Raw genomic sequence first — 22,543 nt, 5'->3', positions numbered from 1 at the left:
TCAGAGCTCCGCGAGCAGCTGCTGGACCACGCCCTCCACGGCGGCCGGGTCGTCGTGCCAGTACTCGCTCAGCTGGGGCGCGACGGAGGTCTCGACGACGGCTTCGAACCACGGCCACAGCTCGCTAGCTTCGACCTCCGGGGTGAAGAACGAGTGGCCGATCCGGAAGGACGCCCCGAGGTTCGGGTCCGCGGCGATCTGGTCGTTCATCGCGATCACGCGGCGCGCGATCTCCTCGATGTCCGCCGCCGGGGCCATGCGGAACCGGTCTCGCAGATGGCTCTTCCAAGTGTCGTTGAACTGCGGCTCGAGCTCGAAGAAGGAGAACCGCCGGCGAAGGGCGAAGTCGACCAGCGCGAGCGACCGATCCGCGGTGTTCATCGTGCCGATCACGTAGAGGTTCTCGGGCAGGTGGAAGCGGTCCTCGCCCTCCCGGGTGTAGGTCAGCTCCAGGGCCTCACGCTCGGAGCGCTTGGTGTGCTCGAGGAGGGTCAGCATCTCGCCGAGGGCCTGGGCGGGGTTGCCGCGGTTGAACTCCTCGATGATGATCACGTGCGGGATGCCCGGCTCCTCGCGCGCGAGCTCGGCATGCTGCAGCAGTGGCCCGTCCACGAGTTCGAGCGTGCCATCGCCTGCGGGTCGCCATCCGCGCACGAAGTCCTCGTAGGACGTGCCTGGGTGGAACTGCACGGCTCGGACGCTCGCCTCATCCTCGGAGCCGATCAGCGCGTAGGCGAGCCGGCGGGCGAGCCAGGTCTTGCCGGTGCCCGGTGCACCCTGGAGGACGATGTTCTTCGTCGAGTCCCAGCGGTCAACGATCCGGCGCAGCTCCTGCGGAGAGTGGAAGGCCCCGTCCTCGATGATCGACTCCACGGTGTAGGGGGCAGCTTCCAGCTCTTCCCCGTTCTCGACAGCAGGCTCCTCATCGAAGTCGAGCCAGCGGTCGGACAGCGGCGGCTCGTAGAAGTTGGGCAAGGGGCCCGGCGACGGCGACATCCACTCCCGCAGGGCCGCGAGATCGACGTCGAGATCACCACTCGCCGGTCGGCCCGTCTCCTCCGGGTAGAACGCCTCGATGATCCACTCCTTGTCTATGTCGACGACGATCGGGAAGAAGTAGTCCGGATGTCCCAGGTAGATGAGCGAGCCTCTCAGGGTTCGCTCCGGTGTTCCGGGCGATTTGTTCACGATCTTGCGCCAGGCGAGCGGCTCGTCGCGCCCACGGTCGAGCTCGTCGGTGGTGAGCGTGCGCAGGTAGCGCACGAACTCGATCAGCATCGACAGTTGCTGGAAGCGGCGGGTGCTGAAGGCAACGCCGCCTCGGAAGACCGGCTTCTCGAGCGCCTCGCGGATCGCATCAGGTATCTCGTACTCACCACTCGCGTTCTTCAGTACGCGTTCGATGTTCCTGACCTTGGTGGCGGGGTGGAACTGCATCAGCGGCAGCATCTGCAGCAGGAAGAGCTCAGCGAACAGCACACGGACGTCGTCCGCGACCCCGTCCAGCTGCAGCTCCAACTTCGAGAAGAAGTCGTTGCCCGAGACGTCCGGACGGTTCACGAAGCGTGCGACGAGGACCTCGAGGTTCTCGTCGGTCCACACGTCGTGATCGGTGAGCACGGAGCCCCCGCTGCGCGCGCACTCCAGCAGCCGCACTGCCTCACGGCTGACCGGCCCGTCGTAGTCGATGACATCGCACTCGGGTGGCTCACCCTGGATCGGCACAGGAGTTCCCTCGAGAGCGTCGGCATGCGCATCGTCGAACTCCGCAAGCACCTCCTCGAGCTGCTGGGGCGTGATCCGTCCCCGCGTGACGTTCCATTCGCCGACTTCTTCGATCATTCCGCGGTTCAGCCGCCACGGCTTGTACTTGGGGTGCTCGGGGTACTTCTTCCGCAGAAACTCCCGAACGTCGTTGTTCGGGTCCAGGCTGAGCTTCTCGGAGAGGTCGTTCGCTTCCCACGTCGTCATAGGGATGACCGTAGCGGGTGGGTGCGACATTTGGACGTCGATCGCCGGCCACTGATCAGGCGGAACAGGGTCCCGATGGGGTTCACATGTACCCGTGAGGAGGGCTCGACCTCACTCCAGCTCGACGGGTTCGATGAGCGAGGGGTCCGTTCGGTCGACCTTGCGGGCGTTGTTGACCTCGCGGCTGACCGGATGGGTCACGAGCGTCCTGGCGATCTGCTCGGAGACCTCACCGAGGCCCTGGTGGAGGTCCGCCTTCTCGTCGGGCCCGAGCTTCCCGGGTGCGAGCCACTCCCCCAGCTGCTCGTCGGGCAGGTAGGCGGGCATGCGGTCGTGGACGTCGCCGGCGGCGTCCTTGGCCTCGCGGGTGATGATCGTGAAGGTGATGTCCCAGGACTCCCCGTCCTCGGCCTTCTTCGCTGCGGCGAGGCCGGCTGCGTTCAGCAGACCGCCGTCCTTGGGATGGACGAAATAGGGCTGTTTGCTGCCGTCCTCCTGCTCGACCCACTCGTAGTAGCCCGTCATCGGGACCACGACGCGCGAGCTCGCGAACGGGCCGCGGAACATGCCGTTGGTCGGAACCGTCTCGTACCGGGCGTTGATGGGCCGCGGCCCCTTGTCCTTGGCCCAGGACGGGTGCAGACCCCACCGGGCCGGCTCGAGGGTCCGCTGGATCTCGCCGTCCTCGTCGAAGTGCTCGCGCACCACCGGCACGAGCGTCGAGGGGGCGATCGAGAACACCGGCGACCAGTCGCGCTCCTGCTGGTCGGCCTTGGTGGCGACGTAGGCATGGAGCAGCCCAGCCTCGTCGTAGTCGAGCACGAACCGTCCACACATCACGCGCCTCCTCGTCGTCGATGGGAACGAGCGTAGTCAGCACCGACCCAGAGCGCACCGAGCCCAACTCGCCCGTTGTGTTTCTGGTGTTTGCGACTAGAATGAAGGCATGACCACTGGCGACTGGCTGACCACGGGAGAGACGGCGAGCATGCTCGGCGTCTCTCGCCAGCATGTCGTCGATCTGTGCGACCGCGGCGAGCTGTCGTTCTCCCGCACGGGATCCCATCGCCGGGTCCGGCGCACCGAGGTCGAGCGACTCCTGGAGCCGCAGCTGACGCGGGAGCAGGAGAAGAGCCTCTGGCTGCATCGGGCGCTGCTCGGACCGCTCATGCGCGAGCCCGAGACGGTCCTGGACCGGGCGCGGGAGAACATCCGCACCTGGCAGACGCGCCACCGCCCGGATGGGATGGCGAGCCGCTACCTCACGCAGTGGAACGACGTCATCGACGGCGGGGTCGACGAGGTTGCCGCGGTGCTCACGAGCCCCGACGAGCACTCGAGCGAGCTGCGACAGAACACTCCGTTCGCGGGCGTCCTCCCGGATCGCGATCGAGTGCAGGTGCTGCGGTCCTTCCGCGAGCACTGGGACCGCAAGCACGCGGCCGCGTGAAGCGCCTCGAGCTCGCTCACCTCCTGCGCGCAGCCTGCGACATCGCCGGCGACCGCGAGGTCTTGGTGATCGGCTCCCAGTCCATCCTGGGTGCCTTCGACGAGGACGACCTCCCGCCCGCCGCGACGGCGTCGATCGAAGCCGACATCGCCTTCCTCGAGGACCCCGACAGGACCAAGGCCGACGACGTCGAGGCAATCATCGGCGAGATGTCCTCGTTCCACCAGATGAACGGCATCTACGCCGAGGGCGTGCACATTGAAACAGCGCTCTACCTGCCGCCCGGGTGGCGCGAGCGGCTGGTCAGCTGGCCTCTGCAGTCGTCAGATCCCGCGGAGCCTCGTTTTCTGGAGCCGCACGACCTCGCCGTCGCCAAGCTCGGGGCCCACCGGCCCAAGGATCTCGAGTTCGTCGATGCTCTGCTCCAGGCGCGGATGCTCGTCCTCGAGGAGTTACGGAGCAGGGCCGCGCTGCTGCCCGACGAGCACGCACCCACCCGGGACCGAATCCTCGGCTTTCTCAGCAGCTACCCAAGGGGACCGCAGCGCAGTCGCGCGTGAACGCTACGGCGTCGACAAGATCGGCCGTAGACCCTGGCCACACCGAAGCAAGGACGCGCTGAGAGTGCAGTAAGATGCGCGAAACGGGAGAGGGGAACGGGCGGGCATGGAACCGGAGATCAGCGAGGAAGCAAAAGTCTTCAACAGCAAGAGGCGGCTCGCTAAGCGGGTAGCTCAACTCGAGCCCGGGGACACGCCGTTCTACATCGGTTTCACGCCAGGATCGATGGCTGGCTTCGATAGCTTCTTTCTGTCGACGTACACCTTCGCCTTGTTCGAGTTCTCGAAGGTGAAGCACAAGTTTGCGTACGACTTCGTGACCGGTTACGACGAGACCGAAGATGGCACCATCGTCATGCACCTGCAGGACGACTCGGATCTCCCGATCAAGAAGCTCCGCAAGGAAGAGCGTCTCGCGCTGAAGGCTGCTCTCGAGACGTTCCCAAAGATGGGGCCCAACGCAGAGGCATGGCACGCCTGGCAAGCGCGCCGGAAGGAACTCAGCGACGGGTACGTGCCGACAGGCAAGGAGCTCGCGAAAGCCAACCGCGCCCAGGAGCGCGAGGCAGCCGCTGCGTCACGCGAGTCTGAGCGAACATCTCGCGAAGTGCAGCGGAAGGCCCACGAGGAGCGTCAGCGCTCGCTCCAGGCGCGGGCCGCAACAAAGACCTGGCCCAACACACGACTGCCACTGGGTCCACCGAACAAGGCCGGAGGCTTGACCATCCTCCAGCACTGCGAGGAGGGCGAGGAGCCGTGGTTCATCCTCACCACTGTTCTGGCCGGCTGCATGGCCTGCTTCGAGGATCGCCTCATGATCATCAAAGCCGGAAACATGCAGGGACTCATGGCCGGGACACTGTTTGGCGGTCGGAGCACGACGTTCTACTACTCGGACATCAACGCGATCGAGTTCAACAAACAGTTGGGCGGCAGCGTCCTCGAGATCCTCACCGCGTCGTACCAGGGGACCGACAATCACGATTTCTGGCGCGGGACAACGAAGAGTCGCAACTCGAATTCGGGCGACCCGTGGACACTCAGCAACACCCTACCCATCGACAACGGCGTGTACGCGCGAGCCCACGCGGAAATGTCCGAACTGCGCCGGCGAATCTCTGAATCGAAGCGTCCGACGGTGAATGTGACGATGCCGAGCGCTCCGCAGTTCGCCCCGACGCCTGCCGCCCCGAGCGATGATCTCGTGTCCCGTCTAGCCAAGCTCGCGGAGCTCCGTGACGCCGGCGTGCTGACCGAGTACGAGTTCGCCGCAGCGAAGGCACGCCTGCTGGCGGGGCCGAGCGCGTAGGCACGCGAGCTCGGAGTCGAGGCTCTGGCGCGCAACGAGGCGCTTCCGAAGTCTGCGTTCGAGGCAACGACGGCGGTCAGGATGACGACGTAGGTGGTGTCCTAGTTCAAGAGAGCAGGGGCATCGTCGGCCATCTGCATCAGGCACACGGACTCCCCCGCTATGCAGTCCTGGATAATCGGGTCCCCCCATTCCCCGGCCCATGCGTCCGGGTACATGAAGCCATAGTCGTCGTTCCAGACCGAGGTATATGGGCCGCCAGCATCCCATCCCCCAGCGGTCCGCGACATCATCGTGTCCTTCTCGGGCGCTTCGATGATCATGAAGCTCCCAACTCCGGGCGTGGTGATGTCGATACACGACTCCGAATCGGCGTTCATGATCCAATCGTTCTCGCACTGTGCACCGAGCTCAGCGACTGCTGCCTTCATGCTGTCCGGGTTAAAAAGCCCCGTGGCGTCCGCAGTCACCGGTTCAGCCTCAGAAGGCGTGGACGAGGTCGACTGCTCAACCGTCTCGCTCTCACCGGGCGCAGTTTCTCCGCACGAGGCCACCATCATGACGGCGAACAGCACCGCGACACCCTGCTCCTCTTCGCCATGGAGCGAGTATGCACCAGCCTTGCACCAACAGGGCTCTTGGACGAGTCTGGCCGCCGGCATTCGACCTCAGAAAGTGGGTGTGTGGTGCGATGATGCGGTCGCGATCCCTCGCAACTTCACTTCGATACCTGTGAGGCCACTGCGGTGAACAGCACCCATGATCCCCAGCGCAGAGTGCGCCCTGAGAACCCTCAGCGATCGCGGCCCGTCGAGAAGACCCACCTCGCAAGGATCCAGCTGAGGAGTTCAAGCATGCGGGGCGCGCGGAGCAGGGCGGCTCCCCCACCGAGCACAGGAAGACCCGCGCGGCTGCCGAGGGCTGGTTCGTCCTCACGCGGACCCCGCGCCGGCGGAAGGTGCTCACGATCGCAGCAGTGGCCCTCGCCGTCGTGCTGGTTTGGGCGCTGATGATCAACACCGCGTCGAGAACGCGCTCGCACGACATGGAGAACCAGATGGTGAACCTCTGCAATCTGGCGCTCTCGGACCGGCTCTCGACAACCGGTGGCAGTGACGTCCAGATCGCCCCGAGCGCCGAACTCACGATCGACAAGCTCTCCGACGGCGTCCGGCTCTCCACGCGCGTCAATAGCGATGACGGCACCGAGGCCATGCGCTGCACGGCGTACTTCGCCGAGGGATCCACGACCAAGATCGGTGCCGTCGACAGCGATTTGGGGCGATAGCGATGGGCAGAGTCTACAAGTTCGAGCGGCCATGCCGTTCTGGCACAAGCGGAACCGCTACCTCAGTGAGCACTACCGCCATCTCGACGGCGTGCGGATGAGACCGATCGAGGGATGCACCCAGAGGGCAACCGCCGACCGGGTCGATCGAGTTCGCGGCCTCTCAGCGAGTGCAGGGACCGACCTGCCTCGGCAACGAGTCAGTCGCAGACGCGACCGTCGGCGGCGCGATCCACCTCTTGCTGGGGCTCCGCTACAACCGCCGGCGCAAGGCATTCGACGCGGAGGCAGGGAGAGCTCGTCTCGCCGTGATCTACAAGAGCCTCCAGGAGAGCGATCCGGTGTGGGATGAGGTGCGGACTCTCTTCCGGAAGCAGCTGAAGGTTATCCGCGCCGATGATCCGCGCCAGGCCGGAGATCTGGAGACGTCGCGCGGCTGTCGATCGTTCTGGCCCTGCACGAGACCCTGCTGCACCGTCCGGAGCTCTCGGTCGATCCGGAGTACCGCCACAGCCAGCTCTCTTCGGTCGGAGTGAAGCACATGCTGTCCCTCGCGGACCCCGATGAGGCTCGGGCCGTGGTCGGTATGTTCGATCTCGCGGTCCGGACGCTCACGGCACCGTCGCAGGCCGATTTACTGCTCGGGTCGCCGCAATGCGGCCACGGAGCCGCGGACCTCTTGCTGGACGGGACGCTCATCGAGGTGAAGTCAGGCCGTGGCACCCGAGCGAACACCGTGCTGACCGGCGACGTGATCTGACAGCTCCTGGGCTACATGCTCTCGGTCCCGCCCGAGCTCGAGGATCCTGCGCCGGTCGCGAGGGCCGGCTGGTGCTTCACGCGGTACGGAGTGCTCTAAGACTTCCCGATCGAGGAGATCCCGAGCCAGCTGTACGGCGACTCACTCTCCCTCGAGGACGCGCGCGAGGCGTTCCGACGCGGGGTGCCACCAGGCGAGGTCTAGCGAGCCCGCGCCTGAGATTGGCTGGGACGGAGTGGGCCCCGAGGGAGACTTCCAGTGAACCTTTGTGGGGATTCGTCCGATCCCGGATAGCTGAGGAGACTTAGCTCGCCCAAGTGCGCGATTGATCCGACGCTCATGCGACCCGTGAGCGACTGCCGTGAAGGAGCCAACCCGGGTTTTAAGGTGCGGCTGCGGTCCGCAATGAGTCAGTGCTGGTCGTCGTTCGATGAATCATCCGCCACTTGAATGACAAAGGGACGTTCCCCACGGCGCACGTACCGTCCACGCCCAGGCGGCATTCTCTCGGGGTAGACCCGTGGCAGGATCTGTCCCTCTGCACGGTCACCAGACATCAACAAAGCGGCACCACCTGTCTCGTGGGTGCTCAGCACGAATGGCGAGTACAGGGCACGGGAGGAGCCGGCAACGGGTCGAGTGAGGACGACGTGGAACTTCAAGTCGCGCGCGGACGGGAGATGAGGAAGCAAGGGTGTGAAGGGCTCCATTCCTCCCGCTGACACGATGTCGTGGTCGTCGATCAGCAGAACAACCCGCGGAGTCGACGCGCTCTCTTCCTGCGACCTCTCGGGACGCTTGTCCAGCTCGGTGGCGATAGAAGAGGAGAGTCCCGCCGCCTGGCGCACGGTGCGGGCATGAGCGGCGAGGTATTCATCGGGGATGCACGGAGCAACCTTGCTCCGTGGGTCGACCACCGCGATCGCGATCTCATCTGGCGTGAAGCGCTCCATGAGCCCTGCGGCGATCGTCCGCAGCAGTGTGGACTTCCCGCTCTTGGCATCGCCGAGCACCAGCAGGTGCTGATCGCTGTCGAGGAATTCCCACGACGTGTAGTCCATCGTGTCCTGCCGCAGCCCCAACGGGATGGCATGCGGGTCGTCGACTGCGTCCGGAAGAGTATCCAGCGCAAGATGGGAGGGAAGAAGGCGGATCGGAGCCGCAGTGGGTCCGGACCATGCCGCCGACGAGCGCTCGGCCAGGTCAGCGAGAGCCTTGGAGACATCCGCCGCGTCGTCCTCTTCCAGCACCGGAAACGAGATCTGCCCCAGGAGCGAATCTTGCGACAGCGCTCGTCCCGGTGTGTCTGAGGGGATCGTTGCACCGAGCTTTCGATCGAGGATCGAGTCGCTCGGGTCGTTCAGACGCAGTTCGATGCGATTGCCGAAGACAGATTGGTGCGCCATCCGCATCTCGCCCCAGCGTCCCATCGTGATCACCAGGTGGATGCCATAGCTGGACGCTTGAAGCATGAGCGACGTGAACGTGTCCTCGAGCTTCGGGAAGTCCGAACGGAGCGCACCGAAGCCGTCGACGAGAAGCACCACATCCGCGCTCGGGACCTCAGGAATCTTGCCACTAGCGTGCAACTCTCTGAACTCGACCATCGAGTCGATGTGCCGCTCGGTGAAGAGCGCTTCTCGCGCGCGCAGCATCCCCGTGAGCTCCTCGAGGAGACGCTGCATGCGTCCCTCGTCGCCACGCGTGGCAACACCGCCGACATGGGGGAAGCCCTCGAGGCGGCGAAGACCCGAGCCGACGAGGTCCAGCCCGTAGATCGCCACCTGCCGTGGCGTGCACGTGAGCGCAAGAGAGACCGCGATCGTGCGGAGCGCGGTGCTCCGTCCCGTCTGCGGTGCACCGACGATCGTTGCGTGGCCACCGGACTTGGTGAGATCCAGCAGCCACGGACTCTGCTTCTGATGCGCCGGATCGTCTTCCAGACCTAGGATCGCGGTGAGGGGGCTCTCCGCGACTTGAACCTGGGGAAGCAGACTCCCCAGTGTGAGCACCGGAGGGAGGGGCGGGAGCCATACGGCTACCTGCTTGCGCTGGTCGCCGTGCATCCGGTCGACCACCTCGTCCACCAGGGTTCGACCCACCTGGGGACGCTCGAGGCTCGTCACCGGAAGGTCTTCATCGGAGCCGCCGTCGCCACTGGCGATCGTGTTGTACGTGGGCACGACAATCACTTCAGGACGCTCGGAGTCGGCCTCCACTTGCCCAGCGAAAGGTACGGGCCCGGAGACGTAGCCCGCCCGGAACCTCGTGTACGTGCTCGTGTCGACCTTCAGGTAGCCATAACCGGGAAGCGCCGGGAGGTGGAATGCGTCGGTCGAGTTGAGCACCATCTGCGACTCCGACTCACTGAAGGTGCGCAGCGCCAGGCTGTAGGAGAGGTAGGTGTCGAGCCCCTTCAGATGCCCGCTCTCCAGTCTCTGGCTGGAGAGTAGGAGGTGGACCCCGATGGAGCGGCCGATGCGGCCGATCTGGAGGAAGAGGTCCACGAACTCGCGCTCCGCAGTCAGGAGCTCGCCGAACTCGTCGATCACCACGAACAGGTGCGGCAACGGCGGGAGTTCGGGACGTCTGCGTCGCAGCTCTCGATAGTGCGTGATCGATGGCGAGGAGTCCGCTTCTTTCAGCAGCTGCTGTCGGCGCACTACCTCTCCCTGGAGCGACGATCGGGCACGGACCGTCAATTGCGGATCATCTGCGAGGTTGTCGATCAACCCGGCAAGGTGCGGGAGCCCGGAGAAAGGCGCGAACGCGGCTCCGCCCTTGTAGTCCACGAGGACCATCGAGAGGTCCTCTGGAGAGTGGGTGAGCGCGAGGGAGAGCACAAGCGTGCGCAGCATCTCGGACTTGCCCGATCCTGTCGCACCGATGCAGATCCCGTGGGGACCCATCCCCTGCTGAGCGCTCTCTTTCAGGTCGAGGTGCACGGGAGACCCCGCGTCGTCCACAGCGAACGGGACGCGGAGGAAGTCTGCGGGCCCTCGTGGCTCCCACATCGGTTCGGCATCTACTGGAGACTCTATGTCGATGCCGAGAAGGTCGACGACGTCCATCGCGGAGTCGTCCTCGCTGCTGGCTGCAGCCACAGCGTCAAGAGTCCGCTGTCGTGCGAGCTGACGAGCAAGGGTCTCGAACTGCCAGGCGGGCATCTCGTCCGGGTGGAACGCGATGGGACCTTCATTCGCCCGGCGAGCTGAGAATTCGATTTGGGGTTCCCCGGTGAGGTCGATCCGGACGTCGACGTCGTCGGGCTCATCGAGGCGGTTATCGATCAGATGGACGATGCTGACGCCCAGGTCTCGAGGGTGCATCGTCGAGTCGGGAAGGGTCACCGAGCGCGCCGGTTCCCCATGCTGGTCCGCGACGATCACGAGGTGCGAGCCCAGCCCGCGCTCCTGACCGACGCGCCGAGTGGTCGCAGCAGCATCCGCACGGTCGACGAGTTCCGGCCCCAGAACTGACGACAGTGAATCGATGCTGGGGGCAACACGCCGCGCGGGTAGGCCGCCATCCAGCAGATGAGCGGACCTCGCATGCGGGAGCAGGTCAAAGCCCTCCCAATCCGAACGCGCGCTGCGAGGGAATGCCACTGCGAGGAGTGCATCTTCAGGCAGTTGATGCGCCGCCAGCTGCGCGATGAGTGAACGCGCGACCCCTACAGTCCGCTCACGTGGACCGATCACGGCCACGACTCCGTCGCGGTGAAGGTCAAGGAGTGTCGGCAACCCTGAGACCTTCCCGTGCGTCGCGCGCAGGAGCTCCGCTTCGGCCAGCAACGACGGATCGGGAGGCTCGATCGGGGACTCGGCCGGCGGGATCGTGAGCTCGAACCACGGGACCGAAGCTGTTCCTACACGAGCCTGCAGGTGGTCGACATCAGCACGTCGGCGCTCCCATCTCCTCGCGGGATCGCGGGCGAAGCTGAGAAGCCCGTTTGGACCGGGGTGCAGCGTGCGCGATGCGTCGGCTGCTTCTCTGGACCGGGTCTCGAGATCCTCCCGCGTGCGCTCGAGGTAGTCGAGGTAGCGCTCGCGCTGGATCCTGATCTGGCGAACTGCCCGGCCCCGGCTGGAGACGGCGAAGCCGACGCCACCGACGATCGCGACGAGGAAGATGACCGCGGCCAACATCAGGAAGAGCGGCTGTCCATTGCGCAGGACGACCATCATCGTGACCGAAGTCAGCGCCCCAATCACCGGAAGGATCATCTGGAACGGCGTCGAGACGGAATTCTCGGTGAGAGCCGGAGGCGCTGCGAGTTCGTCCGGCTCCGGGCGCTCGATCGGGTGGACGCTTCGCGTAGGTCGCTCGGACCTGCGTCGACGTCGCGCCCTCGGTTCGTCTGAGCGAGCCCTCATGGTATCCGTCATCGGCCCTGGCCCCTCCTCTCGCTCTGCACCGCGTCCGTCACTGCGGCAGTGAGTCTGAGCAGCTCGTGAGAAGAACGCTTCAACTGGTGGTAGCCCCAAGCTCCCCGATCGGTGCGACGCGAGTCGAACGGAATGACGAACGCCGGTAGCGAGGCCGACTTCAGCAGGTCACGAGTCGCGGGAACAGCTTCTCTGGAGACGTCCACGGCGCACATGAGGGTCGGCTTCTGCACGTCAAGTGCGGTCGCGACGTCGTAGGTCCGTTGGATGGCAGCTCGCGACGCAGAGCCCACGAGACATAGCGCGTGGCTCCACAGCAGCGAATCCCGGAGCTCATTGAGGGTCATTGCTCCGGCGTCGAGGATAGTCAGCCCGGGATCGCCTCTCCCTGGATGGAGCTGATCGCCGACTCGATTCGGTCCCGCGACGCCCGCACCCATCGCCAGCCGTTCCTGGTCGACCTGGACCTCCTCGGGCATCGTCGGCAGCGATGCGGAACCATTGACCAAGTGCCTGAGGTGCACCGGCTCGGACCTCAGCTTCGAGAGCATGATCGCGAGCTCAACAGCAACGGTGGAGCAGCCTTCGCCGGGATGAAGGGAAGCAACGGTCACTCTCCGGCGCAGTGGCAATGGTGCCGTCGCCCTTTGATCCAGATCGACGAGCCTTCTGGAACCGCTCGCCGTGGAAGCCCTCACCAGGGTACCGATCCGCGTCATCGAAGCACCGCAAAGAGGTCGTCGAAGATACCGAGAGCCCCGAGCAGACACGGAACCGTCGCGAGGACTGCGAGGAGCTCGAGGGTGCTGGCGTATCGACGCATCCGTGCGCCCGTCACCTTGGGAACGCGAACGACCGTCAGCACACCCCAGAGTACGGCGAGCACGAAACACGCCGCCGCCTTCTGACCATCCGAGATCGCCGTGGTGCTCACGAACCACACCGACCACGGCACGAGGACCGCGAGGAACAGCGCTATGCGCTGGGGGATCAGCGGGAAGATGCGGGCGCGCAGCAGCACGACAGCAGTCAAGGACACCGCGAGGCCCGACTCCCACGCACTAGCTCCCAGGAGGGCGTGAAGGCAGTAGGAGATGGGGATGGCCAGCGCTACTACCGTCCATGTCAGCGCTGAGTACGCATCTCGGATGGCCGTGAGCACTTCGACGCGGTCGCCCGACTGGCCACCGATCGTGAGGTCGTCATAGCGAGTGAGTCCGCTGATCGACATCGCGACGCCCGGGAGCAGGCCAAGTGCAGCCACGCAGATGAACGCGAGGATCCCGCACAGAAGTGCCGGGGCGACATCCAGCGCAAGACCAACTGACAGCAGGGCCGACGTCACAACCCCGACTAGAGCACCGAGGCCCACCGGTCGAGAACTACCGCCCACCCCCAAGATCAGTCCGAGAATCGCCCACCAGCCCAAGACGACCAGGCTGGCCATGGCAGGCCAGCGCCCCTCTACGAGAATCGAGCTCGCGATAGGGGGCATCGCACCGAGCGCCAGTGCCGCGAACACCGACGCAGCGGATCCTGCTGATCGCCGTGAGGCTACAACTCCCAGGGCCGTCACTAGAGCCACTCCCCCGAGCATCGCGAGGACGCCGATGAGCGACGCTGCGAGTACGTAGGACGTCCCTACGAGCGTGGAGATCCCGGTCAGCAGCACGAGCGCGATCCTGGTGGCGGAAGTTCCCCATGCATCAGTCCTGGTCCGTGCCGTGTCGCCCAGCGTCAGTGTCACATCGGCTACGTCGGGAGACGCAGGCGCGTCATCGAGCGTGACGACGCGGAACACGGCCCCCTGGGGGACAGACTGCTCCTTGAGGGTGCCCTCGTGCTCGAGCATCGTCCCCGCGGAGTCCACGAAGCCGACATCGAGCCCGCCTTCGACCGCTTCGTCCAGCACGTCGAGTATCTGAGGGGCGAGGGAACCGACGGGAGCGTCGTCCGGAAGCACCAGATCCGCCCTCTTGCGACTCCCCGCGACAGTGATGCGCGTATAGGCCACGACTACTTCCCCTCGACGACTTCCAGCTTGTCAGGATCCACCGTGACGCCGCTGGCGGGATCGGTGTAGTACCCGGTGTCCGGGTCGTAGTACCACCCAAGTCTTGTGTCGATCAAACGACCCTGGGGGTCGGTCGCGAGCATCGTGTCGGGGTCGACCTTGAAGCCGGTCTTCGGGTCGATGTACTCGCCCGTCTTCGTGTTCTTGAGCAGGCCCGTGTCCTCGACCTCCTTGTACGGCGGCCTAGCAGGAATCGGGTTCGACTTGGCTGACTCCTGGAACGCAGTGATTGCCTTCTCGTCTTTCTGCTGGTCCAGGTACCCGAGCACGAATCCTGTACCCATGCATGCAATGCATGCGACTGCAGCGATGACGAATGAGCCCAGCAGTCGCCCAACGTTGGAGTTGACCTTGCGGCGCTCGGCCCAGTGCCCATGGATGAACGCGGCCCCCAGGCGTTCTCTGTGGGTCTTCGTCGATTCGATAAGTATGCGGTCCGGATCGATCACCCAGTCTCACCGCCTTCGTGCCGCGCAACGCTGAATCTTCGGTCTCCCAGCAGGAATCCCGATCCGAACTGGACCGTTACTGATGTCCCGAGCGTCACAGGCTCCTGCTCCCACCCCTTGTCAATGAGCGTGGGGTGGACGTCGGAGATGGGCGTGAGCTCGACACCTTCAGTGATGGGGGCGACGGCTGCGTGCACTGGATCGAGAGTGTGCCCGAAGTCGGCGAGGGCCACATAGCTCGAGCCGAGCTCGCCAAGGGATGGGCCGTCGCGCCCGATGAGTGTTCTGCCCGTGACGGAGTGCCTCACACCGTCGTCCGAGATGATCGTCGATGCCGAGCTCAGCCCCTGTCCCCTGCGTCGAGGGGGTGGGGGAACTGTCACTGGCCTCGCGGCAAGGCGAAGGGGGTCGACTCCACGCCGAACGTCCAGGGTCAGACGACCGCGTCCCCGCCACCGCGGTGCCGCCGGCATCAACGAGTCGTCTTCGACCGTGCGCAGCCCGAGGAGAAAGTGCCCCCCGCTTCGGCCTTTGCGCCACCTCAACCACCACCAGGTGACCCCCAGCGCCGCGAGCGCGAGCAGCGGCAGCGCGACCCGCGCGGCCGTGGTGAGTTCAGCAGCGATTGCGCCCCACAGGACGAGGGCCGTCCCGATGACGACGAACACGGCATCGAGCACAATCGACCACGCAGAGGCGCTCCGGCTTACGGAGGGGCTGGCACCGGGCCCGGAGGCATCGAGCGCGTCGAAGTCAGGGGGGCTCGCACGTGTCGCAGCCCGCACGTCGTGGTTATTGATCCGATACACCCCCTGTTCACAGCGATTCTTCAGCGCGACGTGCTGCCGCTCGGCCGACGGGCCAGCGGCCCCGGCGTTGTCAGTGCCGCTCGAGGAGGTTACTGTCTTTTGGCGTCGCCGTCATAGACGAGCGCCACAGAGTCGAGATTGCACCTCACGACTGAACCTGCACGATCACACGCACGAAAGGTCCCAGCATGGGTACGAGATTCTCGATGGAGGCGGACACACTCGTCCGTCTGGGCAAGCGCACCAGCAGCGAGAACGACGACTTGGGCACGCAGGTCAAGCGTCTCGTGGACGCGGCTGAGCCTCTCTCCGGGACGTTCAATGGACCGGCGCGAGCCTCGTTCGACTCGTTCAAGGGGAAGGTTGACGAGATCGCGACGGCCTTGAACTCGGCTCTTGCCGGGATCGTAGGGTCCATCGAAGGTCAGAACACGGCCTTCCAGACCGGCGCGGAGGAAGGAGCTGCCACGCATCAGTCCCATGAAGGCGCGGCGGACTTCACGTCAACAGGTTTCCTCACCCGGATCGGGCCCTCGCAGGGCTGATTCCGACCACCCCACAAACCCCCACCCTGGCCACAGGGACCTGAGCGAGGAGACAGAGCGCTATGGCGACGCACAACCAGCAGGATCGCAACGACTACGACATCTCTACATCTGAGACGGCCCAGAGCAACTTCGAGACGGTGGCGGGGCAGGTCGAGTCGTTGCTCAGTCGTCGCGACCAGGACGTCAAGGCAGCGATGGCCGACTACCAGGCCGATGGTGTGTCCGACGAGTACGCAGCGCTCGAGAAGAAATGGAACGACGCCGGCCAGCAGGTGCGCGAGGTGATCCGCGCGATCCGGACCTCCCTCGAGGAGAACGATGACGTTGCCCGCCGCACTATGCAGAGCGCGCGCAACGCAATCCCCGGCTGATGCCCACGGAGGTTCACCCCCTTGCAGATGCATGGGGCGACGACTACCTCGTATACGAGGTCGATCATCGACGGGTCGGTCTGAGCCCAACGCTCGCCGCCCTCCTTGAGGACGCTCGCCGGTCGCAGATGAAGCCGGTGCTGGTGACTCCCGAAGGGTCACATCTGTCGTGGTTCCTCGTCGACGCACTTCGGAACGCCGGCGGACACTGGATGGTCCGACATACCGAGGGGCGGACGTACGACGGCTTCCACGGGTTCTCCGTGAGCTCCTACGAGGATCTCTGGGATTCTCAGCTGCACGAGTCCCCCGTGGACCGCGCATTCCCCGTGTCCACGGTTCGCCCGGGCCGGGCACTGATGTGCGAGGTCTACTCGAAGGAGCGGGCAGAGGACCGAACGCGCATCGGAGCTCTGACTGAGTTCCTCGTTCGGTCTATCTCCCCCGCACGACTCACTCGCTGGGACGTTTCAGAGCCGCTCGCCCATGTCTGGAGCATCGACTCGATTACCCGGTCCCTGCGCAGCCAGATGCCCGTCACGCAAGAGCACCTTGCACATTCGAGCTCGAAGTCTCGTGCCGTCGCGGCGAGCACTCGCGTTGCCCGCACCCACAGCGGACTCCTCGAGCATTCACGCGCTGTCGTGGAGCTGGATCCGCTGCCGGGCGCTCAGGAGCGAGAGAGCCCACGTGCGCCGAGTTCTCACCCTGCGATCCTTCCCCTGTTCGAAGGACTCGTTGACCAGTTCCGTCCCACGATCGCCACGGTTTCGCTCATGGATGTCGACAACGTGGACGGGGTCCTCGGTTGCTCGGTGCGCCGGCACGTGCCCGAGGAACCCCTCGCCGTTCTGCTGGGCCCGCAGGCTGTCCGAGACCTGCGGATCGACATCGATGCCATCAGCGCCCGGCACGACGTCACATCACTCGGACTCTCGAGGGCACCGAGCATCGCTCTTCGATTCACGGGCCCGGATCCCGTGTGGAACCAGATGCTCGCCTTCATCCACGACTTGGACGAGGAGCGGCTGGCATCGGCCCTGGCGTTGAACATCGACATGTTGAGGAGCTCCCTCGATGCCCCGTGAAGTCGCTGTGATCTCAGACGTGCCGGTGACCCGGGACGTGGCCCTTGGGCTCGCACCCCAACTGGCCCCGGGAGGGCAACTGCTGGAGTTCCCGGCCGTGCCGCTGCTGTATCTCGTCGATCTGCGGCGGGAGCCGCTGCTCACAATTGGGCCGACCCGGGCGCTAGACGACTTCAGCGCCGCAGCGGCCTCCCTCAAGGAGCCGGGGCCACGCGGACGATACTGGACCGACCTCTTGATTCCGTACAGCTCGCTCGAAGACGGACAGCGGGCCGCAGCGAATCTCGCAAGCGCCGTGGGCGGCACAGTTCAAGGAAAATGGTGAAGAATCCGTGACGAAGTGGAAGATTGAACCGATTTCCGTCCAGTCGCTTCTTGAAAAGTTCTCGGAGGAGAACGACTCTCTTGCGGAGAAGCTCAGCGAGGATACTATTCAGGGCTGCTATTCCGGCCTGGAGTGGGGAGGCTCAACTACTGCCGCCGTCCCCGAGGCTCTCACGAACCTGTTCGAGGATCAACAAGCGAATTTCGACACGATCATGAACGGAATCTCCGCCGGCGCAACTGGCGTGAACAATGCCACCATCGCCTACAACCGGGGGCAAGAGGACATGGCCGGGACATTCCAATCAAAGGCAGTTGCGGCAGCCGATGACGGCGATTTCAGCTACTTCGATGACCACGGATATCTGAACTGAGGGCGTCCCCATGACTACCGCAATGACCCATTCCATGGACGGCGGCGTGAGCGCGGGTGGCGCTGTCAGCGCCGATGGCCTTATTAGCCTCTCGGCCCTTCCGTGCCGCGCGTTCGACCTCTTCCCGGAGTACATCCAGGACAGCGCAGACGCCCTCCGTGCGCTTGGTACGGGCGTCAACGACCAGGTCGCCACCATGAAAACCACCTGGTCGGGGCTCAGTGGATGCTACGAGGCTCCCGAACAGGAGCAGGTCTACGCACTGATGGACAAGCCTGCCGATGCCGCGACGGACTTCAAGGGTCGGTTCGATAAGGCGGCCGGCTACCTTGACACGTACGCTGCGGATCTCGACACCATCAAGGGCGAACTTCAGCACTTCGAGAGCGACACTCAGAAGTTCATCACCGAAGCGCTCCAGGGATACAACGAACCGGTCCCCCACCTGGCCACCCAGACCTCCGCGCCCGAACTGGAAGAGCCCCAGACCGAGCACGTGGCGTGGAACGAACACAAGGAAGCGATCAACAAGAACGAGCGCTTGCTCGGCTGGTACAACCAGATCATCGCAAAGATCTCCAAGGCTGCTTCGGATTGCGCCAATGGCCTCAACTCGCTGCAGATGGGATCGAAGGAAGCGGCGGTCAAGCCGATAACGCTGGACGAGCTCAACCAGGCGTCCGAGCAGGGGCAAATGCCATGGGGTGCTCCCGTGGAAGAAGACAAGAACACCTTCGAGCTCATTGTCGATGGTCTCATCGTGGAGCCCGTAAAGGGTGTAGGGGCTCTCGCGGGATTCGACGGCGACCCGAGCACGGCCCGCGGCGACACGAGGGCGCAAGCATGGAAGGGCCTCGGGATGTTCGTGGGGGGCACCGTGGCCGCGCTCTCGCCCACGACCTATCTGGGTCTGCTCCTGCCGCCGGACTCGGTCTTTGGGGGGTATGCGAGGACCATGCTCAACTCCGCGGCAACGGGCTGGGGCGGAATGATCGGCTGGGACCACCAGGCTCACCTCAACGGCGAAGACGGATGGCACAAATACAAAGAAGACGGGGTTGCGGCATCCGTCGTCAGCGTTGTCAATGTGGGTTCACTCTTCACCGGAGTGGGAGCAGTGGCGACCGGAACCAAGACACTGGTCAAGGGCGGGAAAGCGGCTGCGACTGCCGGAGGCAAGTCAACGAAGCTGACGAAGTACGCCAAGGGCGGAGCGTCGGGCTCCACAGCAGCCAAGGTGAGCACAGCTGTCGCCGACCTGGTGGTGCCCGGCGGCGGCTGGGTGCTCTCAAAGGGGTTCCGCGCCTTCGACATGCCCGACGCCCCGGCCATGAATCCCGCTTCGATTGCGGACGATCTCGGTGAAGGCGCGGGCAAGGGCCGCGGGGCGCATGACCTGCCTGCTGCTGACCGTGAGAGCGGCAGTTCAACTTCGGCCGCTGACGCCACCGGTGCCGCGTCCAGGCCCGGTTCATTAGGCAACCGAACCCCTTCCGACGTTGCGACTGATGCGCAAAGACCGGCAGGAGACGCCCCGGATTCGCACGCGCAGGGTTCCAACTCGGCCGACTCCGCGGGCCGCTCTTCCGGGCACAGCGATCGCGCGGTTCCCGAGGGGAGCACTCCGCGGAGCCACGAGAGCTCTGGGCCCGAACACGGCTCCTCCTCCAAGCCGGACCAGGACGTTGATGGGAAGGCGGGAAACACCGCAGACTCGCATGCGCAGGGCTCTGGTTCCGCCGGCTCCGCAGGGCGCGCCGCCGGGCACAGCGAGAGCGCGAGCCCTGAGGGCCGTGCCGCCGAGACATCAAAGAACACTCCGGCGAACCACGACGCCGCACCGGAGGCGGACACCGCCGGCGCGGACCGAACTGGAGACATCGCAGACTCGCGAGGAGAAGGTTCGGGCTCCACGAGTCGTGCAGACGCACACGGCGAGGACACGAGCCATGGAGGGAGGGCCCCAGAGAGCACGGACCGCGTCCCGGCAGGGCACGATGCCGCCAAGGGTGCGGATGCCGCTGGCGCTTCGGAACGAGCACGAGATAGCTCCAGCACCGCGGGACGCGACACCACCGCGGGTGGCTCGGCCACTCACGCAGCCGAACACGGCGAACGCGAATCCGGAGCATCAGGAGACCCCGCTGGACGGGACCACGGCTCATCTGCTGCGACGGGAGACGGGCGCGCAGCACCGACAGCTCACGATGGCCATCGTCCGGACCCCATTTCCGAACCGGAGGGGGGCAAGGCTGATGGGCAGGACGTTCACACCGGCCAGGAAAGCCATGCCCACGAGGGCCTCCGGGGGCATGTTGATAGTTCAACCCATGGATCTTCTGATAGTTCACAACCCGATACCGGGGCTGAGACGGACGGATCTACCGCGCCCCAGCATGCTTCGGCCGGATCACAGTGGCAGCCGCCCCACGTCGATCATCAGGTTACAGTCACAGATAACATCGGATCGCGGACTACTTTCCCCCCGAAGGGCTTTACCACGGAGCCTCACACCGCGTATGAGGTGCCGGATCGGGGAACGTATTACACGGATGGTGAGGGCAACGTTTCGCACGTTGTCACCGACTACGGCCCGTCACACACGCCAAATCCAGACCTGAACAAGCCAGCCTCGAACACGACCTACGTCGTCAATGACCGTCATGTCTTCGTGACAGACTCCAAGGCTAGAACCGTCGAGGTGCACGCACCACACCTCGAACGTGCAGAAGCTGCACGGTCTTCGCACATCCAGCAGAACGTTGGGCACGCATCAGGACCCGGGTACGACGGTGGCCACTTGCTGCAAAACGCACTTGGTGGCGGTCGAGAGCGCATTAATATCGTCGGCATGCTTGAAGAGGTTAATCGGTCCGGCTCCAGCAAATACGCCGCACCCGCCGAAAACTACTACCGGCTTGAGAGTGAGCTCCGAACGGCAGCGCTCAAGGGGTCGGATACTTCGATGGACATTTATGTGAGATACTCAGATGGCTCGACACCAACGGAGTTCATCGTAGAGTATACTGTGGACGGTATGCCCAGTATCGAAAGGTTTAGGAATGTTCGATGAGGCCAACGGTGAGGTCCCCGCGATGATTCGCCAGGGGCAGCTCACAGACGAGATCGCCACACGCATCCCCGAGCGCGTTACCGGCGATTGGTCGCGCCTGGAGTTCGAGCCCCGGATGCTTTCGATGTACTCACAAATGCGCATTGACGTTACGTTCTCGGACGGTACAGTTGGATACGCGTTGCCTCCGCATGAAGTTACCGACCTCCTTGAAGAGCTCCGTAAGGTCATGTACCAGGAGGAAGCGGGAACATGGTTTTCGTCGCGATGGGTCTTGCAGAAGTCAGGTTCGGGAGATATCGACCTAGACGTGACATTCAATTTTGATTCAGAGCCGGAGTGGAGTCGCCCGATTTCTCCGTCAAATTATGCGCTGGATTTTGAGGATTTCCCTCGAAGTTCAGAGAACGTGCCATCCTGGTTGCACGAACGAATCCAAGAGGCGGAACGCGAACGGAAGTGATGTTCTTCGGTTCGCGGCAAGTAATCTAAATTGAAGGCAAAGCCCACTATTTGGCTTCCGGTTGCCTTTTTGAGGCTGAACAGAGGTAGAGGGCACAGACCGCTCTGGGTGTGCGAAGAAGACGGCGTAGCCGTATTCGAAAATAGTTGCGGACACATTCTGGCTACTACCACACGTTTGACCATTAGGGTCAGGAATTCTTCCTTACGGCCCCGGACGCTTGCCACAACCGAGTAGGCGCACCGTCGGGGTGTAGACGGTTCGCCTACTCGCGGTGATTGCAGTGGCATCGCGCCGAGGTTCTTACCGCGCGCGGATCACGGCGGTCTTGTGGGACCTCTTCGAGACGGTCGTGTAGCCGCTCTTGGAACCGGTGACCTTGACCGTGATCCTCTTGCCCTTCTGGGCGGAACCGAGCACGAGAGTCGTCTTCGTCGCGCCCTTGATCGCGCGACCATCTGCGTACCACTGGTACGAGAACTTCGTTCCAGAGCTCCAGCTGCCGGCCGTCGCCGTCAGCTTCGATCCCACTCGGGCGGGGCCCGAGATCTTCGGGGTCCAGGCAGACAGGATGCCGAGCGCGACGGGCTTCAACACCCGGGAGGTATGCGAGATGGTCGTGTAGCCGGCCATGCGACCGGTCACGGTGACCGAGAGTCGCTTGCCCTTCAGGGAAGGCGTGACGGTCATCGAGGACTTGGCCGCGCCGCTGATCGCCTTGCCGTTCGCCTTCCACTGGTAGGTGAGCTTCGTGCCCTTGGACCAGGTACCCGGCTTCGCGTAGATCTTCTGACCGATGCGGCTGCTGCCCGACAGCCCAGGCGTCGCCGAGACCATGGTGCCGGGGGCGACGGGCTTCGAGGTGCGCGAGGTGTGCGAGACGGTCGCGTAGCCGGCCCGCTTCCCCGTCACCGTCACTGTGAGGCGCTTGTCCTTCAGTGCCGGCGTGACGGCCATGGACGACTTGGTCGCGCCCTCGATCGAGACGTCGTTCGCCTTCCACTGGTACGACAGCTTCGTGCCCTTCGGCCACGTGCCGGCTGTCGCGATGATCGTTCTGCCGACGCGGCTGCTGCCTGACAGGCTCGGGGTGGGACCGGTCATGGAGCCGCGCTCGACCGGAGCGGTCGCGTCCGAGGTGCGTTCAGCCGACGTGTAACCTTCTAGGGCGTGTCTCCCATATGTGAGCGTGTAGGGGCGAGAAGGTCGAAGGATGAGCACTTCCGCGGCATCTCGGCAACAGA

The 22,543-nt window shown here is 64.6% G+C and carries 21 protein-coding genes; 13 read left to right on the top strand and 8 right to left on the bottom strand.

Annotated features, from left to right (window positions below; genetic code table 11):
* Positions 1 to 1,971: an McrB family protein gene (locus DEO23_RS12195; protein WP_205678961.1), complete on the bottom strand. Its 1,971-nt coding sequence runs from the start codon at positions 1,969 to 1,971 to the stop codon at positions 1 to 3.
* 111 nt (positions 1,972 to 2,082) lie between these two features.
* Positions 2,083 to 2,808, bottom strand: coding sequence for an SOS response-associated peptidase (locus tag DEO23_RS12190; RefSeq protein WP_109276310.1), 726 nt, complete (start codon positions 2,806 to 2,808; stop codon positions 2,083 to 2,085).
* Between the two features lie 109 nt (positions 2,809 to 2,917).
* Here DEO23_RS12190 and DEO23_RS12185 point away from each other — a divergent pair, with 109 nt between their 5' ends.
* The 3 genes from DEO23_RS12185 to DEO23_RS16425 all read left to right on the top strand — a co-directional run bounded on the left by DEO23_RS12185 (position 2,918) and on the right by DEO23_RS16425 (position 5,290).
* Positions 2,918 to 3,421, top strand: a complete 504-nt coding sequence (locus DEO23_RS12185) for a helix-turn-helix domain-containing protein (RefSeq protein ID WP_109276309.1) — start codon at positions 2,918 to 2,920, stop codon at positions 3,419 to 3,421.
* Positions 3,418 to 3,981, top strand: a complete 564-nt coding sequence (locus DEO23_RS12180) for a DUF6036 family nucleotidyltransferase (protein WP_109276308.1) — start codon at positions 3,418 to 3,420, stop codon at positions 3,979 to 3,981. The genes DEO23_RS12185 and DEO23_RS12180 overlap by 4 nt, the downstream gene beginning before the upstream one ends.
* 106 nt (positions 3,982 to 4,087) lie before the next feature.
* Complete coding sequence (locus DEO23_RS16425) at positions 4,088 to 5,290, top strand: SHOCT domain-containing protein (RefSeq protein WP_240613384.1); 1,203 nt, start codon at positions 4,088 to 4,090, stop codon at positions 5,288 to 5,290.
* A gap of 101 nt (positions 5,291 to 5,391) precedes the next feature.
* Here the strand turns inward: DEO23_RS16425 and DEO23_RS12170 are convergent, their stop codons facing one another.
* Complete coding sequence (locus DEO23_RS12170) at positions 5,392 to 5,865, bottom strand: hypothetical protein (RefSeq protein WP_109276307.1); 474 nt, start codon at positions 5,863 to 5,865, stop codon at positions 5,392 to 5,394.
* A gap of 401 nt (positions 5,866 to 6,266) precedes the next feature.
* Here DEO23_RS12170 and DEO23_RS12165 point away from each other — a divergent pair, with 401 nt between their 5' ends.
* A complete protein-coding gene (locus DEO23_RS12165; RefSeq protein WP_109276306.1) occupies positions 6,267 to 6,578 on the top strand; it encodes a hypothetical protein in 312 nt (103 codons plus the stop codon).
* 541 nt (positions 6,579 to 7,119) lie between these two features.
* The gene (locus tag DEO23_RS12155) at positions 7,120 to 7,338 is read left to right on the top strand and encodes a hypothetical protein (protein ID WP_109276304.1); all 219 of its coding nucleotides are present in this window, start codon (positions 7,120 to 7,122) and stop codon (positions 7,336 to 7,338) included.
* A 410-nt stretch (positions 7,339 to 7,748) separates the two neighbouring features.
* On the opposite strand, the gene eccCa is transcribed toward DEO23_RS12155, so the two are convergent.
* The 4 genes from eccCa to DEO23_RS15970 form a co-directional block, all read right to left on the bottom strand.
* On the bottom strand, positions 7,749 to 11,714 hold the full coding sequence (gene eccCa / locus DEO23_RS12150; RefSeq protein ID WP_205678971.1) for a type VII secretion protein EccCa: 3,966 nt from the start codon (positions 11,712 to 11,714) through the stop codon (positions 7,749 to 7,751).
* Positions 11,715 to 11,722: 8 nt separating this feature from the next.
* Positions 11,723 to 12,277 (bottom strand): hypothetical protein, encoded by a 555-nt coding sequence (locus DEO23_RS12145; protein ID WP_109276302.1) that lies wholly within the window; start codon positions 12,275 to 12,277, stop codon positions 11,723 to 11,725.
* A 164-nt stretch (positions 12,278 to 12,441) separates the two neighbouring features.
* On the bottom strand, positions 12,442 to 13,740 hold the full coding sequence (locus DEO23_RS12140; RefSeq protein ID WP_109276301.1) for an EsaB/YukD family protein: 1,299 nt from the start codon (positions 13,738 to 13,740) through the stop codon (positions 12,442 to 12,444).
* Positions 13,741 to 13,742: 2 nt separating this feature from the next.
* Positions 13,743 to 14,249 carry an OCRE domain-containing protein gene (locus DEO23_RS15970; protein WP_133249873.1) on the bottom strand — a complete coding sequence of 169 codons (507 nt, stop codon included), beginning with the start codon at positions 14,247 to 14,249 and terminating at the stop codon, positions 13,743 to 13,745.
* Positions 14,250 to 15,246: 997 nt separating this feature from the next.
* On the opposite strand from DEO23_RS15970, the gene DEO23_RS12125 reads away from it, so the two are divergent.
* From DEO23_RS12125 to DEO23_RS15965, 7 genes are all read left to right on the top strand, one after another.
* Positions 15,247 to 15,603: a WXG100 family type VII secretion target gene (locus DEO23_RS12125; RefSeq protein ID WP_240613382.1), complete on the top strand. Its 357-nt coding sequence runs from the start codon at positions 15,247 to 15,249 to the stop codon at positions 15,601 to 15,603.
* Between the two features lie 62 nt (positions 15,604 to 15,665).
* Positions 15,666 to 15,977, top strand: a complete 312-nt coding sequence (locus DEO23_RS12120) for a pore-forming ESAT-6 family protein (RefSeq protein WP_109276298.1) — start codon at positions 15,666 to 15,668, stop codon at positions 15,975 to 15,977.
* Positions 15,977 to 17,065 (top strand): DUF6177 family protein, encoded by a 1,089-nt coding sequence (locus DEO23_RS12115; protein ID WP_133249872.1) that lies wholly within the window; start codon positions 15,977 to 15,979, stop codon positions 17,063 to 17,065. Before DEO23_RS12120 ends, DEO23_RS12115 begins: the two co-directional genes overlap by 1 nt.
* On the top strand, positions 17,055 to 17,390 hold the full coding sequence (locus DEO23_RS12110) for a hypothetical protein (protein WP_109276296.1): 336 nt from the start codon (positions 17,055 to 17,057) through the stop codon (positions 17,388 to 17,390). Before DEO23_RS12115 ends, DEO23_RS12110 begins: the two co-directional genes overlap by 11 nt.
* A 7-nt stretch (positions 17,391 to 17,397) precedes the next feature.
* Complete coding sequence (locus DEO23_RS12105; protein WP_109276295.1) at positions 17,398 to 17,763, top strand: DUF6507 family protein; 366 nt, start codon at positions 17,398 to 17,400, stop codon at positions 17,761 to 17,763.
* Between the two features lie 22 nt (positions 17,764 to 17,785).
* Complete coding sequence (locus DEO23_RS12100; protein ID WP_165831826.1) at positions 17,786 to 20,836, top strand: DNA/RNA non-specific endonuclease; 3,051 nt, start codon at positions 17,786 to 17,788, stop codon at positions 20,834 to 20,836.
* On the top strand, positions 20,826 to 21,299 hold the full coding sequence (locus tag DEO23_RS15965; RefSeq protein ID WP_133249871.1) for an agglutinin cell wall attachment protein: 474 nt from the start codon (positions 20,826 to 20,828) through the stop codon (positions 21,297 to 21,299). The genes DEO23_RS12100 and DEO23_RS15965 overlap by 11 nt, the downstream gene beginning before the upstream one ends.
* 303 nt (positions 21,300 to 21,602) lie before the next feature.
* Here DEO23_RS15965 and DEO23_RS16105 read toward each other — a convergent pair whose 3' ends face one another.
* On the bottom strand, positions 21,603 to 22,256 hold the full coding sequence (locus DEO23_RS16105) for a hypothetical protein (RefSeq protein ID WP_165831825.1): 654 nt from the start codon (positions 22,254 to 22,256) through the stop codon (positions 21,603 to 21,605).
* Here DEO23_RS16105 and DEO23_RS12090 point away from each other — a divergent pair.
* The gene (locus DEO23_RS12090) at positions 22,246 to 22,458 is read left to right on the top strand and encodes a hypothetical protein (RefSeq protein ID WP_133249870.1); all 213 of its coding nucleotides are present in this window, start codon (positions 22,246 to 22,248) and stop codon (positions 22,456 to 22,458) included. The genes DEO23_RS16105 and DEO23_RS12090 overlap by 11 nt on opposite strands.
* Positions 22,459 to 22,543: the final 85 nt, after the last annotated feature.

This window comes from Brachybacterium endophyticum, from assembly GCF_003130585.1.
GTDB classification, from domain to species: Bacteria; Actinomycetota; Actinomycetes; order Actinomycetales; family Dermabacteraceae; genus Brachybacterium; species Brachybacterium endophyticum.
This window is presented reverse-complemented; position numbering and strand designations above follow the sequence as displayed.